We start from the raw sequence: 16,071 nt of genomic DNA, 5'->3' as shown, positions 1-16,071 counted from the left end.
CCGCGGCACCGTCCCCCGCACGGCCGACGCCCGCCGGGCGCCCGCGGCGCCGGCCGACCCGCAGGCCGGGCGGGGGGACGCGGGACCCTCACCTCGACGGCCGCCTCCCCGCGGCCGGCGACGTTTCCGCGCCACGACGCACCGGAAGCAGGCCCGGCACGCCCGCCGAACGCGCGGCGTTGCACGACGACGCGCCACCGCACCGGGGGCGCGGTGCCACACGCGCACCACAGGTCACGTGCGCCACGGGGCACGCGGGGCGCACGGAGGCACGTCGGGCCGCCCGCCGCGCACCCCCTTGCGACTGACCGGTTTCCGTTCCGGCCGCCGCACACTTTCAGCCAACTTCCCGGACACGGCACACCTGTGCCGAAACGTCCCCCCAACCACCGTTCCACCAGGGCAAAAAGGGTGCGGACCGCCTCAGGTACCCTACGCGGATTGGCCACCGGCGCACGGCGCGCTTCTCCGCCCCCTCCCGCGCCGCGACCCTTCGTGATCGAATGCTTTACGCCAAGTTGCCATGTCGACATTCCGGCGCTTGTCCAACTGGGCTTCCCGGCAACGTCGGACACAGTAGATTCGATCTTGACTGTCGTCCGGCGGGGGATTCGTTCGGGACCGAGGGGAAACGTGCTGGAACGAAAGACCCGTCCAGTGAGAGGCGCCGCGACCACCGAGGGGGGCTTAGCAGGATGAGCCACGACTCCACCGCCGTGTCGGACACAGCCGTCAGAAAGCTGTCCGGCCGGCGCCGCAAGGAGATCGTCGCGGTACTGCTGTTCAGTGGCGGTCCGATCTTCGAGAGCTCCATCCCGCTCTCGGTGTTCGGCATCGACCGGCAGGACGCCGGCGTACCGCGATACCGGCTGCTGGTGTGCGCCGGCGAAGAGGGACCGCTGCGGACAACGGGGGGCCTGGAACTCTCCGCGCCGCACGGCCTCGACGCGATCGGCCGGGCCGGCACCGTGGTGGTGCCCGCGTGGCGTTCGATCACCTCCCCGCCCCCCGAGCAGGCACTCGACGTGCTGCGCCGGGCGCACGAGGAGGGGGCCCGCATCGTCGGCCTGTGCACCGGCGCGTTCGTGCTGGCCGCGGCCGGACTGCTGGACGGGCGTCCGGCGACCACGCACTGGATGTACGCGCCCACGCTCGCCAAGCGCTACCCGTCGGTCCACGTCGACCCGCGGGAGCTCTTCGTCGACGACGGCGACGTGCTGACCTCGGCCGGGACCGGCGCCGGGATCGACCTGTGCCTGCACATCGTCCGCTCGGACCACGGGAACGAGGCGGCCAACGCGCTGGCCCGCCGCCTGGTCGTGCCGCCCCGCAGGGGCGGCGGCAGCGGGCACGCGGGCGGAGCGGGAGGCGGGGCGGCGCAGGAGCGCTACCTCGACAGGTCTTTACCCGAGGAGATCGGCGCCGACCCGCTGGCCGAGGTCGTCGCCTGGGCGCTGGAGCACCTGCACGAGCAGTTCGACGTCGAGCAGCTGGCGGCGCGCGCCTACATGTCGCGGCGTACGTTCGACCGGCGGTTCCGCTCGCTGACCGGCAGCGCCCCGCTGCAGTGGCTGATCACCCAGCGGGTGCTCCAGGCACAGCGACTGCTGGAGACCTCCGACTACTCGGTCGACGAGGTCGCCGGCCGGTGCGGCTTCCGCTCGCCGGTGGCCCTGCGCGGGCACTTCCGGCGCCAGCTGGGGGCCTCCCCGGCGGCCTACCGGGCCGCGTACCGGGCCCGGCGTCCGCAGAGCGAGCAGAGCGTCGCCGTGGAGCACGGACCGTCCGCCGGTGTGCCGCAGCAGGGTCCGGGCGCCCCGCCGCTGCCGGCGGACCCGCCGCAGCTGTCCGGGGCGCCGGGCGTGCCCTCGCAGTCCCGGCGGCCTGCGGAGAACGGCGAGGTCCTCCCGCGGCCCACCCTGCCCGGCCGCCGCTGACCGGCTGAACCGCAGGAAGAAAGGGGCGCGCCACGGCGCGCCCCTTTCCCTTTCCCTTTTCCGGGCGGCCACCGACTCGGCCCGGGCGGGGGCGCACCCCGTTGTCCGGCTCCAGCAGGATGTCCGGCCTCCGGCGGGCCCGCGCGACCGGCTGGCCCGGCCCCGGCTCGGCGGGCGGACGCGGCCTTCGCGTGCGGGCGCCCCGGCCTGCGTGTACATCCTCCGTGTACATACGGGCATGCCCTTCGTATACGGAGCGGCTCGAAGCACGGGCCGGTGGTCCCCGTGTTACGCCCCGGCAAGCGCAACCGGACCAACCGGCGGGCGCGGGCTCGACGCACGGTCGGACCCCGGAGGCACGCCCCCGGCGCGCGCGGGTGCGCGCGGTCACGGCGGACCGGGCCGCGCCCCCTTCGCACACCGGCTCGTACGGCAGCGCATACGGTCACGGCGCCGCCCCGTAGGGTGGACGTATGAACGATCGCATGGTGTGGATCGACTGCGAGATGACCGGCCTCTCGCTGTCCGACGACGCTCTCATCGAGGTGGCCGCCCTCGTCACCGACTCCGAGCTGAACGTGCTCGGCGAGGGGGTGGACATCGTCATCCGCCCGCCGGACTCGGCGCTGGAGACGATGCCGGAGGTGGTGCGCCAGATGCACACCGCGTCCGGTCTGCTGACCGAGCTGGCCGGCGGCACCACCCTGGCCGACGCCGAGGAGCGGGTCCTCTCCTACATCCGTGAGCACGTGAAGGACCCCGGCAAGGCCCCGCTGTGCGGGAACACCGTCGGCACCGACCGCGGCTTCCTGCTGCGGGACATGCCGACGCTGGAGTCCTTCATGCACTACCGGATCGTCGACGTCTCCTCGGTGAAGGAGCTGGCGCGCCGCTGGTACCCGCAGGCGTACTTCAACGCGCCCGAGAAGGCCGGCAACCACCGGGCCCTCGCGGACATCCGTGAGTCCATCGCCGAGCTGCGCTACTACCGCGAGGCGGTCTTCGTGCCCCAGCCGGGGCCGGACTCCGCCACCGCCCGCACCATCGCCGCCAAGCACGTCGTCTCCGGCGGCTGACCCGCCCGGCGCCCCTCGGCGAGGGGCGCCGGAAAAGGGCGGCGCGAGCACCCCTTCCGACCCTGTACACTTTTTCTCGGCCGGTCGGAAAGAAACCGCAAGGTACCGAACCGCCGGTCATGGTGGGTGTAGCTCAGCTGGCAGAGCACCTGGTTGTGGTCCAGGATGTCGCGGGTTCAAGTCCCGTCACTCACCCTGAAAGAAGGCCCCCGGGCCGGTGGAAACACCGGACCGAGGGCCTTCCTCGTTTCAAGAGTTGGAGACATCGCCGCGCCCGGGGGCGTCCGGGGCATGAAGCCCCGAACGCCTCAGGACGACTGGCGCAGCACCAGCTGGGTGGGCAGAACGGTCTGGACCCGGCGAATTCCGGCCGGGACCCGCTGCCGCGGTTCGCGGGTGGCCGTCTCCTCCAGCAGCAGGTCGGTCATGACCCGGCCCATCTCCGTTATGGGCTGCCGGACGCTGGTCAGCGGCGGGTCCATGTGGCGGGCGATGGCCGAGTCGTCGTAGCCGACCAGGGCCACGTCGTCGGGGATGCTCCGCCCGGCCTCCCGCAGCACCTGCCGGGCGCCGGCCGCGGTGACGTCGGATGCGGCGAAGACGGCGTCCAGGTCGGGCCGGCGTTCCAGCAGGGCCGCCATGGCGCGACGGCCGCCCTCCTCGCTGAAGTCGCCCGGCTCCACCAGCCCCTCGTCCTCCGCGAGGCCGGCCTCCGCGAGGGCGGTGCGGTACCCGTCGGTGCGGCGCTGGGCGCCGTACACGTCGAGGCGGCCGGTGATGTGGGCGATCCGGCGGCGCCCCCGCTCGATCAGGTGGGCGGTGGCCGAGCGGCCGCCGCCGTGGTTGTCGGAGTCGACCGAGGCCAGCGGCTCGTCGGCGCTGCGCGGACCGCTGATCACGGCGGGAATGCCCAGCTCGGAGATCATGTCGGGCAGCGGGTCGTCGGCGTGCACCGACACCAGCAGCACGCCGTCCACCCGGTGCGCGGCCAGGTACTGGGCCAGGCGCTGCCGTTCGCGGTCGTTGCCCGCGAATATGAGCAGGAGCTGCATCTCGGTGTCCGTGAGGGCGGTGCCGACGCCCCGCAGCATGTCGGAGAAGTACGGCTCGGCGAAGAAGCGGGTCTCCGACTCCGGGACGACCAGGGCGATGGCGTCGGTCCGGTTGGCGGCCAGCGCGCGGGCCGCCGTGTTGGGCACGTAGCCGAGCTCGGCGACGGCCGCCTCCACGGCGGCGCGGGTGGCCTCGCTGACGCTGGGCGAGCCGTTGATCACGCGCGAGACCGTGCCGCGGCCGACGCCCGCCCGGGCCGCGACCTCCTCAAGGGTGGGTCGCCCGCCGCTTCGGCCTCGTCCGTGGCTCGCCATCCGCCGCCTCCTGTTCGTACCGGTCCTGGAATCTAACAGCCGTTCCGGGCACTCCCGGGTCCGGCCACCGCCATGTGCTGCGTGGGCGGCCCACCTTGGCGCGTACTCGACCCCTTGCGGGACAAGGGTCTACGCGCGGAGCGCCACCCGGGGGTACCAAGTATTCGCACGCTGCCGCGCGTTGACCGGGTTCTCCCCATTCGGTAACACCCTGATAACCCCGGCAAGATCCAGGCGTCACTTCCCTTGACACCCCCGCCACGACCCGGGACTCTTCAACACATCACTTCTGGGAGCGCTCCCACGCGCTCTCACGGTACCTGACCCAAACCCAACCCACGCGTTCCCCGCCCGCGCCGCAGCAAGAAGATCAGAGGTCGCCAGTGACCTTTGGCCCGGGGGTAGGCACGTTCAGGGCAATCAGGAGGGACGACCATGCGCGCCATTCGAACCGCCCGCCACAGGGCAGTGGTTCTCGCAACGGTCGCGGCGCTCGGCGCCGGACTGCTGGCCGGCTGCGCCGACGACGGCAAGGACGAGGACGCCACCTCGTCCGGCAACAGCGACGGCAAGACCACCATCACCGTCGGGCTGTTCGGCACGTTCGGCTTCAAGGAGGCGGGGCTGTACGACGAGTACATGAAGCAGAACCCCGACGTCCAGATCAAGGAGACGGTGGTCGAGCGCAACGAGAACTACTACCCGGCTCTCGTCAACCACCTGACCACCGGCAGCGGCCTCCAGGACATCCAGGGTGTCGAGGTCGGCAACATCGCCGAGATCACCGCCACCCAGGCCGACAAGCTGGTCGACCTCTCCAAGTACGGCAAGAAGGGCGACTTCCTGGAGTGGAAGTGGGCCCAGGGCACCGCCAAGGACGGCAAGACGGTCGCCCTCGGCACCGACGTCGGCCCGATGGCGATCTGCTACCGCAAGGACCTCTTCGAGAAGGCGGGCCTGCCCACCGACCGCGAGGAGCTCGCGAAGCTGTGGGAGGGCGACTGGGCGAAGTTCGTCGACGTCGGCCGTGACTTCAAGAAGGGCGCGCCCAAGGGCGTCACCTTCATGGACTCCCCCGGCGGTCTGCTGAACGCCGTCCTGTCCAGTGAGACGGAGAAGTTCTACAACGCGCAGGGCGAGGTCATCTACAAGACCAACCCGGCCGTCAAGGACGCCTTCGACCTCACCGCCGACGCCGCCGAGGAGGGGCTGATCGGCAAGCAGGTCCAGTTCCAGCCCGCGTGGGACACCACCATCGCCAAGGGCAAGTTCGCGGCGATGTCCTGCCCGCCGTGGATGCTCGGTTACATCGAGAGCAAGTCCGAGGCCTCGTCCGCGGGCAAGTGGGACGTCGCCAAGGCGCCCAAGGCCGGCAACTGGGGCGGTTCCTTCCTGGCCGTCCCGAAGGCCGGCAAGAACGCCGAGGCGGCCGCCAAGCTGGCCGCGTGGCTGACCGCCCCGGAGCAGCAGGCGACGCTCTTCGCCAAGCGCGGTTCCTTCCCGAGCGCCCCGTCCACCTACGAGGGTGACCAGGTTCTCGCCGCGAAGAACAAGATGACCGGCGAGGCCCCGATCGGCCAGATCTTCGGTGACGCGGCCAAGTCCGCCCCGGTCCAGGTGATCGGCGCCAAGGACCAGATCATCCAGCAGGGTCTGACCGACAACGGCGTGATCCTGGTGACGAAGGGCAAGTCCGCCGAGCAGGCCTGGTCCAACGCGATCAAGACCATCGACAACAACCTGGAGAAGTGACCGGTATGCCTTCCCGGCACTCCATCGCCGCGCCCCCCGTCAAGGGGGGCGCGGCCCCGGCCGGTTCACGTCCGGCCGGCAGCGCCCCGGAGGACGACCGACAGCGGGCCAAGCTGTCCCGCCGCTGGCAGCGGGACCTGCGCTGGAGCCCGTACGCCTTCGTCGCCCCGTTCTTCCTCCTGTTCATCGCCTTCGGTCTGTTCCCGCTCCTGTACACCGGCTGGGCGTCGTTCCACACGGTGGAGCTGACCGCGCCCACCGACATGGAGTGGGCCGGCCTGAAGAACTTCGTCCGGATCTTCGACGACGAGTTCTTCTGGAACGCGGCCCGCAACACGCTGTTCATCGGCGTCATCTCGACCGTCCCGCAGCTCGCCATGGCGATGGGCATCGCCCACCTCCTCAACTACAAGCTGCGCGGCTCCACGTTCTGGCGGGTCTCCATGCTCGCCCCGTACGCCACCTCGGTGGCCGCGGCGACGCTGGTCTTCGTCCTGCTCTTCGGCCGTGACTACGGCATGATCAACTGGGCGCTGAACTTCCTCGGCATCAATCCGGTCGACTGGCAGGCCGGCTGGGCCTCGAAGTTCGCCGTGTCCACCATCGTCATCTGGCGGTGGACCGGTTACAACGCCCTGATCTACCTGGCCGCCATGCAGGCGATCCCGCACGACCTCTACGAGTCGGCCGCGCTCGACGGCGCCTCCCGGTGGCGGCAGTTCTTCCACGTGACGCTGCCCTCGCTGCGCCCGACGATCCTGTTCACCGTCGTGGTGTCCACCATCGGCGCCACCCAGATCTTCGGCGAGGCTCTGCTCTTCGACACGAGCAAGGGCGCCTCCGGCGGCTCGCTGCACGACTTCCAGACCCTCGGCCTGTACCTGTACGAGCAGGGCTGGGTGAACCAGCACCTGGGCCGCGCCTCGGCGATCGCCTGGACGATGTTCGCGATCCTGATCGTGATCGGTCTGGTGAACTCCGTCATCTCGCGCCGGCTGCGCACCAGTAGTTAAGGAGACCCGGCCGTGACGACGACCCTGACCCCGCCGCAGCAACCGGCGCCCGAGAAGACGCCGGGCGCCAAGGCCCCCCGGCGCCGCGGACCCAAGTCCGCACGGGCGGGCGGACACTTCCATGCCGGTCCGCTCACCTACGTGCTCCTCGCGCTGTTCACGCTGGGATCGCTCTTCCCGCTGTTCTGGACGGCTGTCGCGGCCTCCCGGGACAACACCCGGCTGGCCCAGTCGCCCCCGCCGTTCTGGTTCGGCGCCAACCTCTTCGACAAGGTCGAGGCGGCGTGGGCCGACGGCAACCTCGGCGAAGCCTTCATCAACACCACCTTCGTGGCCGGCACCTCGGCACTGACCATCTGCTTCCTGTCGACGATGGCCGGCTTCGCCTTCGCCAAGCTTCGCTTCAAGGGGAGCAACGCGCTGCTGCTGGTCGTGATCGGCACGATGATGGTGCCGCCGCAGCTCAGCGTGATCCCGCTGTACATGATGGTGGCCAAGCTCGACTGGTCCGACCAGCTCCAGGCGGTGCTGCTGCCCTCGCTGGTCAACGCGTTCGGCGTGTTCTTCATGCGCCAGTACCTCATCCAGGCGCTGCCCGACGAACTGATCGAGGCGGGCCGGGTGGACGGCGCGAGCACCTGGCGCATCCTGTGGCACATCGTGTTCCCGATCGCCCGGCCCGCGATGGCGGTGCTGGCGATGCTGAAGTTCGTCGAGACCTGGAACGACTTCCTGTGGCCGTTCCTCGTCCTGACCCAGCACGGCAGTCCGACCGTGCAGGTGGCGCTGGCCGGACTCGGCCGCGGCTACACCCCGGACCAGGCCCTCATCATGGCCGGCGCACTGCTCGGCACGCTGCCGCTGCTGCTCGTCTTCGTGATCTTCGGCAAGCAGATCGTGGGCGGCATCATGCAGGGCGCCGTCAAGGGCTGATCACTCCGCGGGGCCGGCCCCTCTCCACGGGTGGCCGGCCCCGCGTTCCCGCTCTTCCCCTTCCCCCCTTCCGCCCACGGTCCCGCCGTGACCACTTCATGGGAGCGCTTCCATGCCCGATTCCGCACAGGTCTCCTTCCCCCCCAACTTCCTCTGGGGATCGGCCACGTCCTCCTACCAGATCGAAGGCGCGGTCCGTGAGGACGGCCGTACCCCCTCCATCTGGGACACCTTCAGCCATACCCCCGGCAAGACCCACGAGGGCGAGCACGGTGACGTCGCGGTGGACCACTACCACCGGTACCGCGACGACGTGGCCCTCATGTCGGACCTCAACCTGAACTCCTACCGCTTCTCCGTCGCCTGGCCCCGCGTGCAGCCCACCGGCCGCGGCCCGGCCGTGCAGAAGGGCCTGGACTTCTACCGCCGCCTGGTCGACGAGCTGCTCGCCAAGGGCATCGCGCCCGCCGTCACCCTCTACCACTGGGACCTCCCGCAGGAGCTCGAGGACGCGGGCGGCTGGCCCGCGCGGGAGACGGCCTACCGGTTCGCCGAGTACGCGGCGATCGTCGGCGAGGCCCTCGGTGACCGCGTCGAGCGGTGGATCACCCTGAACGAGCCCTGGTGCGCGGCCTTCCTGGGCTACAGCTCCGGCGTCCACGCCCCCGGCCGCACCGACGGCGAGCTGGCCCTGCGCGCCGCCCACACCCTGAACCTGGCCCACGGTCTGGGCACCTCGGCGCTCCGCTCCGTGATGCCGGCCCGCAACCAGGTCGCCGTGGCGCTCAACTCGCACGTGGTGCGCACCGTCTCCGACGACCCGCGCAACCTCGAGGCCGCCCGCCGGATCGACGACCTCGCCAACGGCGTCTTCCACGGTCCGATGCTGCACGGCGCCTACCCCGAGACGCTCTTCCCGGCGACCGCCTCGGTGACCGACTGGTCCTTCGTCGAGGACGGCGACCTCAAGCTGATCCACCAGCCGCTGGACGCGCTGGGCCTCAACTACTACACCCCGGCCACGGTCGGCCATGCCGGCACCGCGCCGGAGGACGGCCCCGCCACGGACGCGCACGGCACGGGCGACTTCTCGCCGTGGCCGGGCGCGGAGGACGTGGTCTTCCACCAGAGCCCGGGCGACCAGACCGCCATGGGCTGGACCGTCGACCACACCGGTCTGTACGACCTGATCATGCGCTACCAGCGCGAGGTTCCCGGACTGCCGATCTACATCACCGAGAACGGCGCCGCCTACGACGACGTCAAGGACGTCGACGGCCAGGTGCGGGACCCCGAGCGCGTCGCCTACCTGCACTCCCACCTGTCCACGGTGCGGCAGGCGATGGCCGACGGCGCCGACGTGCGCGGGTACTACCTGTGGTCGCTGCTGGACAACTTCGAGTGGGCCTACGGCTACTCGAAGCGGTTCGGCATGGTCTACGTGGACTACGAGACGCAGGAGCGCACCCCGAAGGCGAGCGCCCTGTGGTACGCGCAGGCCGCGCGCACCGGCACGCTGGCCGATCCGGTGGTCGAGCCCGTGGCCGTGCCGGTGGAGCCGGCGGCCGTCCCGGTAGAGATCGCGGTCGAGCCGGCGGCCAAGGCCGTCGCGGAGCCGGTCGTCGACGCGGGCTGACGGCTTGGGCGGCCCGCGCGAGGGGACGGGCCGCCCTTGTGACGTGCGGTCCGGGTCCTCGCCACACTTCCTCCCCGCCACCGGCGGGGGCGTGGGCCGCGCGAGGGAAAAGCCCGTCTCCGGTGCCGACCAGGTCACCGGGGGCGGGCTTTCCCGTCGGCGTGCCGCCTCGCCGCCGTGGGGGCGCGGGCTAGGGCCTGTCCGGCGGATGATGCACGTGGGTCGCGGGGCCTGGCACGCACGTCTGCGGCGTTGTCGTCGGTCGACGACGCTCCGCGTCGCCTCCCTCCTCCGCCTTGCAGCCGCACGCACCAGACCCCGCTCAGGGCGGCTGACTTGGGGACCGGCAGCAAGAACGGCATAATCCGCCGGACAGGCCCTAGGTGAACACGGAGGCCGGCGGGGCGGGCGAGGCCACGGCGGTGGCGTCGGTGACGGGGGCGGCGCCCCCGGTGAAGTCCAGCAGGGACCGGCCGTGCTCCACCCGGGCGGTGTGCGGGTCGCCGGCCGCGCGGCGGGTCAGGTCGGCGACGGGCAGCGGTGCGTCGGAGGCCACGAGCACCGCGTTGCCGAAGCGCTTGCCGCGCAGCAGCGCGGGTTCCGCGATCAGCGCGAGTTCGGCGAACCGGGCGGCGGCGGTGGCGATCTGGCCGCGGAGGAACGTCAGGGGCGCGCCGTCCGCGATGTTGGCGACGTAGCGCCCGCCGGGGGCCAGGGCGCGGCGCACCTCGTCCAGGAACTCGACCGAGGTGAGGTGGGCGGGGGTGCGGGCGCCGCCGAAGACGTCGGCGACGACCAGGTCGGCCCGGGCGTCCGGGGCCTTGGCCAGGCCCTCGCGGGCGTCCGCGGTCCGAACCCGGATGCGGGCGGCGGGGTCCAGGGGCAGTTCCCGGCGCACCAGCTGGACGAGGCGCCCGTCGCGTTCGACGACCTGCTGGGAGGAGCGGGGGCGGGTCGCGGCGACGTACCGCGCCAGGGTGAGGGCGCCGCCGCCGAGGTGGAGGGCGGTCACCGGCCTGCCCTGCGGGGCGGCCAGGTCGATCACGTGCCCGATGCGCCGCTGGTAGGTGAACGCGAGGTGAGTGGGGTCGTCCAGGTCCACGTGGGATTGCGGCGCGCCGTCGATCGTCAGCGTCCAGCCGCGGGGGCGGTCCCGGTCCGGCACGAGCGCGGCCGTCCCGCCGTCGACCTCCTCGGTCACCCCGGGGGCCGTTGCGCCCCGTGTCTTCCTGCCCATACGCCCATTGTCGCCTCCGGAGCGCCCGGGCCCCGGGCCCCGGGCCCGGGGGCTATTTGCAGCTGTCGGCCGCGGCGATGAGGCGGGCGGCCTCGCTGAGGGCGCGGCGCAGGACGGCGGGGTCGGTGGCGAGGCCGTCGGGGGCCGGCGGGAGGAGCCAGTCCGTGCCCTCGGCCCGGTGGACGCACCGGCTGCCGGGGACGTTCCACCGCTCCGCCGTGCCGGTCGGCACCACGAAGCCCAGCGTGCCGCCCCGGTCGTCGTGCAGCACGGGGCCCACCGCCGCGACGTGGTGGCGGCGCAGGATGTCCACCGCCTCCAGCCCTTGCCGCGTGGGAACGGTCACCACATCGCCTCGCACCGAAGGACGGCTGTTCTGCATTTTCGGCCTCCAAGGACCTCAATAGCTCGAGAACCGGCAGTAACTCACGGCGTGAATCCCCAGCGGCGAATTCAGCGGCAGCGTGGAATTCAACGCCAGTGAACCCCCGGTGGACACGGACGGACGCCCCGTCGCGCCGATTCGCTTCCTTTCGCCACCCCTCGCAATGCGGTCATCCGGTCCCGGGAACCCCTCATGTCACACGCGCACCCCGCGTTGTCGGTGGCGGATGCCAGACTTCCCCGGGTGAGCGAATACCTGAGCGGCCCGCGCCCCGGTCGGGGCGGTCCGGGCCCCGAGCCGAACCAGTCGCCCGGGCCCGGCGGGGACCGCGTGGGCCAGGGCGAGGCCCCGCACGGCGACGGCCCCGCGCTGCGGCAGCGGCTGGCCGAGCTGCGCGGTCCCGGTGTCCAGGCCAAGCCGCTGGACGCGCGCGCCCTCGCGGCGCTGGCCGCCAACCCCGGGTGCGAACGCCGCGCGATCCTGGACGGCGCCGGCGTGGACAAGACGGCGCTGGCGAGCGCGCTGGGCGCTCCCGCGCCGTTCGGCCAGTCCCAGTTCGCCTTCACCCGCGGCCACGCCTTCGAGGCGCGGGTGAAGGGCGACGGCGGCGCGGAGCTGCTGCGGCTGGTGCGCGAGCGGCTCGACCCGTCGGCCCCGGAGCCCCCGCCCGGCGGCGCCCGCGTACCGGACCTCGCCGCGACGGGCCCGCAGGGCCGCGCCGGCCGTACCGCGCTGGCCCTGCGCGAGGCCTCCGCCGAGGCGGACGGCGCGTGGACGCTCCTGGACCATCCCATGCTGGCCCTCGAGGTGGCCGGCACCCCCGCCTTCCTCGAGCCGGACGCCGTGGTGGTGCACCCGGACGGCACCTGGACGGTCGTGGAGATCAAGTCGTTCCCCATGCTGGACGGCTCCGCGGACGCCGCGAAGGTGGGCGCGGCGGCGCGGCAGGCCGCGGTGTACGTGCTGGCGCTGGAGGACGTGGCCGCGCGTCTCGATCCGCCGCCGCGGGTGCGCCACCGCATCCTCCTGGTCTGCCCGAAGGACTTCTCCAACCTGCCCACCGCCTCCGCCGTGGACGTGCGCAAGCAGCGGGCGGTGACGGCACGGCAGCTGGGCCGGCTCACCCGGGTCGAGCAGATCGCGGCGGGTCTGGCCCCGGGCGCCTGCTTCTCCCCGGAGCTGCCCGCCGACCTGCTCGCCGAGACGGTCGAGTCGGTGCGCGCGGAGTACACCCCGGAGTGCCTGGCCACCTGCGAGCTGGCCTTCCACTGCCGGTCCCGGGCCCGTGACGAGGGCGCGGTGACGGTGCTGGGCCGCTCCGCCCGGGCGGAGCTGGGCGAGCTGGCCGCCGTGGAGGCGGTGCTGGCCGCCGCGCACGGCGAGGCGGGGGACGCCGCCGACCCGGCGGTCGCGGCGCTGCGCCGTGCGGCCCGGCTGCGGGAGGAGGCGCTGTCATGTCGCTGATCACGACGCTGGCCCGGCTCGAGGCGATCCGCGCGGGCCGCGCCCAGGCGGCCGCCACGGTGCGGCACCGGCACCTCGCGGAGCGCCCGCTGGTCATGGTGCCGCTGACCACGGCCGGTGAGGCCGGCGCCCCGCTGGGCGCGCTGGTCGGCTGCGAGCGGGACGCGCCGCGTCTGCTGGTGGTGCCGCAGCCCCGCGACCGTGACCTGCGCTCCGCCTTCCTGGCCGAGCTGGCCGACATCGTGCTGCCGTACGTGGAGTCCTTCGCGGACGACGTCGAGCTGGTGGAGGGCAAGGAGGCCGACCCGGAGACGGGGCGGCAGGTGAAGGTGGAGCGGGAGCTGTGCGCCGACGCGCCGCAGCTGATCGTGCCGAGCCGGGCCGGCGTGGAGTTCGTGCGGCTGCTGGGCCGCTCCACCCGGTTCCGCCGCACCGCCGACCAGGACCCTGAGACGGCGTACCCGGCGCCGCCGCGGGTGCCGCTGCTGGGCCGCTGGCTCACCCATTTCGGTGAGCGGGCCCGGGTGCCGGGTTCCTCGCTGCTGCTCGCCATGACCGATCTGCTGTCCCGGCACTGGGCCACCGGGCAGTCCAGCCTGGAGGACCAGCACCTGGGGGCGCTGCTCGCCTGGATCGACCCGCCCGAGGGCGAGGGCATGACCGGCGCAGAGGCGGCGCTGCGGGCCGAGCTGGGGCGGGACTCCGAGGGCCAGCTGCTGTGCCCGCCGGCCGGTCCGGCCACCGACCCCGCCTTCGACAACCGGCTGCTGGCCCCCGCGATCGAGCGGTACGACCGGGCCCGTTCGGCGCTGGCCGCCGCGGAGGACGGGGTGGCCGCCGACGCGCTGCTGGCGCACCTGTCCCAGGCGGAGCGGGAGATCGGCGAGCTGGTGCGCTCGCGCACGCTTCCCACCTGGGAGAACGTCTGGCGCGGCCTGGACCTGCTGCGCGCGCTGCCCGAGGCGTCCCGGGTGCCGGACCGCTGGACGGGCGACCGCTGGTCGTTCACCGCGCACCGGGACCGGGTGGCCTCCGGCGAGCCCCCGCAGCCGAGGATCGACGACGCGGTCACGGCCGCGCAGAAGCTGGCCCGCCGCGAGCGGGAGCAGGCGAAGCTGGACGCCCAGGAGGCGCTGGACGACCCGCTGGTGCTGGCCGCGCGGCGGCTGACCGGGGAGGCCTTCGTCGGCGAGGTCGTCGACGTGACGATGACGTACACGGAGACCAGGCGCCCCAGTCCGCGTCCGCTGGTCACCGTGCGCACGGAGGACCGGCCGCACCTGGGTGAGAAGGCGAAGGTCTTCCGTTCGCTGGAGGGCAAGCCGCAGGCGGCCCAGTTCGTCGCCGTCGAGGAGGAGGACGGCGGCGGCGGCGAGGGGGAGGTTCCGGAGGAGGGGCCGCTGCTGGTCGTCCTGCGGATCGTGGACAGGATGGGCCGGGGCAAGGAGCCGGCCCTCGGCTCGGTGCCGGAGAAGGGCGACCGGCTCTGCTTCACGCTCTTCGAGCACGAGCCGCGCGGCGGCCCCAAGCTGCCGGACCCGGAGAACACTCCGTGGACGCACGGCGGGCCGCCCTCCGACCCGGGCCCGCTGCCCGCCGCCGATCCCGTCACCGAGGAGGACCTGCTGTGATGACGTCCGTCGGGGCCGCCCAGGCCGCGGCCTTCGATCCCGGCGCGGAGGCCGCCCGGGTCACCGAGGCGATCCTGCGCGACACGAAGGCCGGCGCGCACCGCGGCGTGGTGGTGGACTCCCCGCCCGGCGCCGGCAAGTCGACGCTGGTGGTGCGGGCGGCGCTGGAGCTGGCGGACGCGGGGCGTCCGCTGATGGTGATCGCGCAGACCAACGCGCAGGTGGACGACCTGGTGCTGCGGCTGCACGAGAAGCGGCCCGACCTGCCGGTGGGCCGCCTGCACAGCAGCGACGCCGACGCGTACGACAAGGCGCTGGAGGGCCTGGACAACGTCCTGCTCTCCGACAAGGCGGCCGCGCTGGCCGGGCTGCCGGTGGTGATCTCCACGGCCGCCAAGTGGGGCCACGTGAAGCCGTCCGACGCGCACTGGGAGCAGGCGATCGTCGACGAGGCGTACCAGATGCGCTCGGACGCGCTGCTGACGGTGGCCGGGCTGTTCGACCGGGCGCTGTTCGTGGGCGACCCCGGTCAGCTGGACCCGTTCTCGGTGGTGGGCGCGGAGCAGTGGGCCGGGCTGTCGTACGACCCGTCCGCCTCGGCGGTCTCCACGCTGCTGGCCCACAACCCGGGCCTGCCGCAGCACCGGCTGCCGGTGTCGTGGCGCCTCCCGGCCTCGGCGGCGCCGCTGGTGTCCGCCGCGTTCTACCCGTTCACGCCGTTCCGCGCGGGCACCGGTTTCGACGACCGGCGGCTGTCGTTCGCGGTGCCGTCGGACGGGTCGGGTCCCGACCGGGTGATCGACGAGGCGGCGCATTCGGGGTGGGGGCTGCTGGAGCTGCCGCACCGGCTGACGCCGCGCACCGACCCGGAGGCGGTGCGGGCGGTCGCCATGGTGGTGCGGCGGCTGCTGGACCGGGGCGGGGCGGCGGTCTCGGAGCGGTCGGAGGTCCCGGCGCCGCTGACCGCCGACCGGGTCGCGGTCGGCACGGCCCACCGCGACCAGGCGGCCGCGGTGCGGGCGGCGCTGGCCGAGCTGGGGGTGCGGGACGTCGTCGTCGACACCGCCAACCGGCTGCAGGGGCGGGAGTACGACGTGACGGTGGTGCTGCACCCGCTGTCCGGGCGCCCGGACGCGACGGCGTTCCACCTGGAGACGGGGCGGCTGTGCGTCCTCGCGTCACGGCACCGGCACGCGTGCATCGTCGTCTGCCGGGCGGGGGTCGCCGACCTGCTCGACGACCACCCCTCCACCGAGCCGGTGCAGCTGGGAGTCACCGTGAAGTTCCCGGACGGCTGGGAGGCCAACCACGCGGTCCTCTCCCACCTCGCCGAACACCGCGTCCCCTGGCGCCCCTGACCCACCTCGCCGAACACCGCGTCCCTTGACGCCCCTGACCCACCGCGCCGCCTCCACGCCCCGGCGCCCCGACCCACCGGCACGCCCGAGCACCCGCCGGACGGAGTCCGGCACACCGCCGGAGGCGGCCACCGGGCACAGCCCCGACGGCCGGGAGGCCAACCACGCCGTCTCCGCTCCTTGGTGCCCTGGCCCCTCCGTGCCGTCCCCGCACCCACGGGAGGCGGGGCGGCCGCGGAGGGCGGGCCGCCCCGGCGTCCGGGCCCGGGAAAACGGCTGATT

At 73.2% G+C, this 16,071-nt stretch carries 12 protein-coding genes and 1 tRNA gene; 10 read left to right on the top strand and 3 right to left on the bottom strand.

The features are described from left to right. Nucleotides 1-695: 695 nt before the first annotated feature. The 3 genes from ACOV8S_RS19575 (at nt 696) to ACOV8S_RS19565 (ending at nt 3,208) form a co-directional block, all read left to right on the top strand. Complete coding sequence (locus ACOV8S_RS19575; RefSeq protein ID WP_448319087.1) at nt 696-1,937, top strand: GlxA family transcriptional regulator; 1,242 nt, start codon at nt 696-698, stop codon at nt 1,935-1,937. Nucleotides 1,938-2,410: 473 nt separating this feature from the next. Next, complete coding sequence (gene orn, locus ACOV8S_RS19570) at nt 2,411-3,013, top strand: oligoribonuclease (RefSeq protein ID WP_448319086.1); 603 nt, start codon at nt 2,411-2,413, stop codon at nt 3,011-3,013. A 122-nt stretch (nt 3,014-3,135) separates the two neighbouring features. Further along, nucleotides 3,136-3,208 (top strand) — tRNA-His (locus ACOV8S_RS19565). Nucleotides 3,209-3,321: 113 nt separating this feature from the next. Here the strand turns inward: ACOV8S_RS19565 and ACOV8S_RS19560 are convergent. Next, a complete protein-coding gene (locus tag ACOV8S_RS19560) occupies nt 3,322-4,380 on the bottom strand; it encodes a LacI family DNA-binding transcriptional regulator (protein ID WP_351118331.1) in 1,059 nt (352 codons plus the stop codon). A gap of 435 nt (nt 4,381-4,815) precedes the next feature. Between ACOV8S_RS19560 and ACOV8S_RS19555 the strand changes: the two genes are divergently transcribed. The 4 genes from ACOV8S_RS19555 (at nt 4,816) to ACOV8S_RS19540 (ending at nt 9,714) form a co-directional block, all read left to right on the top strand. Next, the gene (locus ACOV8S_RS19555; RefSeq protein ID WP_448319085.1) at nt 4,816-6,132 is read left to right on the top strand and encodes an ABC transporter substrate-binding protein; all 1,317 of its coding nucleotides are present in this window, start codon (nt 4,816-4,818) and stop codon (nt 6,130-6,132) included. Between the two features lie 5 nt (nt 6,133-6,137). Continuing rightward, a complete protein-coding gene (locus ACOV8S_RS19550; RefSeq protein ID WP_448319462.1) occupies nt 6,138-7,145 on the top strand; it encodes a carbohydrate ABC transporter permease in 1,008 nt (335 codons plus the stop codon). A 12-nt stretch (nt 7,146-7,157) separates the two neighbouring features. Then, nucleotides 7,158-8,078: a carbohydrate ABC transporter permease gene (locus ACOV8S_RS19545; protein ID WP_448319084.1), complete on the top strand. Its 921-nt coding sequence runs from the start codon at nt 7,158-7,160 to the stop codon at nt 8,076-8,078. 112 nt (nt 8,079-8,190) lie between these two features. Beyond that, nucleotides 8,191-9,714, top strand: a complete 1,524-nt coding sequence (locus ACOV8S_RS19540; protein WP_448319083.1) for a GH1 family beta-glucosidase — start codon at nt 8,191-8,193, stop codon at nt 9,712-9,714. Between the two features lie 379 nt (nt 9,715-10,093). Here ACOV8S_RS19540 and ACOV8S_RS19535 read toward each other — a convergent pair whose 3' ends face one another. Continuing rightward, nucleotides 10,094-10,951: a spermidine synthase gene (locus tag ACOV8S_RS19535; protein ID WP_448319082.1), complete on the bottom strand. Its 858-nt coding sequence runs from the start codon at nt 10,949-10,951 to the stop codon at nt 10,094-10,096. 52 nt (nt 10,952-11,003) lie between these two features. After that, complete coding sequence (locus ACOV8S_RS19530) at nt 11,004-11,333, bottom strand: hypothetical protein (protein ID WP_448319081.1); 330 nt, start codon at nt 11,331-11,333, stop codon at nt 11,004-11,006. A gap of 333 nt (nt 11,334-11,666) precedes the next feature. Here ACOV8S_RS19530 and ACOV8S_RS19525 point away from each other — a divergent pair, with 333 nt between their 5' ends. Genes ACOV8S_RS19525 through ACOV8S_RS19515 form a run of 3 tightly spaced genes read left to right on the top strand, consistent with a single transcriptional unit; the run spans nt 11,667 to nt 15,789 of the window. Further along, nucleotides 11,667-12,800, top strand: a complete 1,134-nt coding sequence (locus tag ACOV8S_RS19525) for a hypothetical protein (protein ID WP_448319461.1) — start codon at nt 11,667-11,669, stop codon at nt 12,798-12,800. Further along, the gene (locus ACOV8S_RS19520; protein WP_448319080.1) at nt 12,791-14,431 is read left to right on the top strand and encodes a hypothetical protein; all 1,641 of its coding nucleotides are present in this window, start codon (nt 12,791-12,793) and stop codon (nt 14,429-14,431) included. The genes ACOV8S_RS19525 and ACOV8S_RS19520 overlap by 10 nt, the downstream gene beginning before the upstream one ends. Further along, a complete protein-coding gene (locus tag ACOV8S_RS19515) occupies nt 14,431-15,789 on the top strand; it encodes an AAA domain-containing protein (protein ID WP_448319079.1) in 1,359 nt (452 codons plus the stop codon). The genes ACOV8S_RS19520 and ACOV8S_RS19515 overlap by 1 nt, the downstream gene beginning before the upstream one ends. Nucleotides 15,790-16,071: the final 282 nt, after the last annotated feature.

This window comes from Streptomyces sp. CO7, from assembly GCF_053474865.1.
The sequence above is the reverse complement of the archived record's forward strand: the minus strand, read 5'-3'. Positions and strand labels throughout refer to the sequence as shown.

Bases quoted from the DNA above. Each gene is read 5' to 3' on its own strand.
- orn (WP_448319086.1), top strand. From the start codon at position 2,411: ATGAACGATCGCATGGTGTGGATCGACTGCGAGATGACCGGCCTCTCG.
- ACOV8S_RS19520 (WP_448319080.1), top strand. From the start codon at position 12,791: ATGTCGCTGATCACGACGCTGGCCCGGCTCGAGGCGATCCGCGCGGGC.
- ACOV8S_RS19515 (WP_448319079.1), top strand. From the start codon at position 14,431: ATGACGTCCGTCGGGGCCGCCCAGGCCGCGGCCTTCGATCCCGGCGCG.
- ACOV8S_RS19560 (WP_351118331.1), bottom strand. From the start codon at position 4,380: ATGGCGAGCCACGGACGAGGCCGAAGCGGCGGGCGACCCACCCTTGAG.
- ACOV8S_RS19550 (WP_448319462.1), top strand. From the start codon at position 6,138: ATGCCTTCCCGGCACTCCATCGCCGCGCCCCCCGTCAAGGGGGGCGCG.
- ACOV8S_RS19555 (WP_448319085.1), top strand. From the start codon at position 4,816: ATGCGCGCCATTCGAACCGCCCGCCACAGGGCAGTGGTTCTCGCAACG.
- ACOV8S_RS19575 (WP_448319087.1), top strand. From the start codon at position 696: ATGAGCCACGACTCCACCGCCGTGTCGGACACAGCCGTCAGAAAGCTG.
- ACOV8S_RS19535 (WP_448319082.1), bottom strand. From the start codon at position 10,951: ATGGGCAGGAAGACACGGGGCGCAACGGCCCCCGGGGTGACCGAGGAG.
- ACOV8S_RS19540 (WP_448319083.1), top strand. From the start codon at position 8,191: ATGCCCGATTCCGCACAGGTCTCCTTCCCCCCCAACTTCCTCTGGGGA.
- ACOV8S_RS19530 (WP_448319081.1), bottom strand. From the start codon at position 11,333: ATGCAGAACAGCCGTCCTTCGGTGCGAGGCGATGTGGTGACCGTTCCC.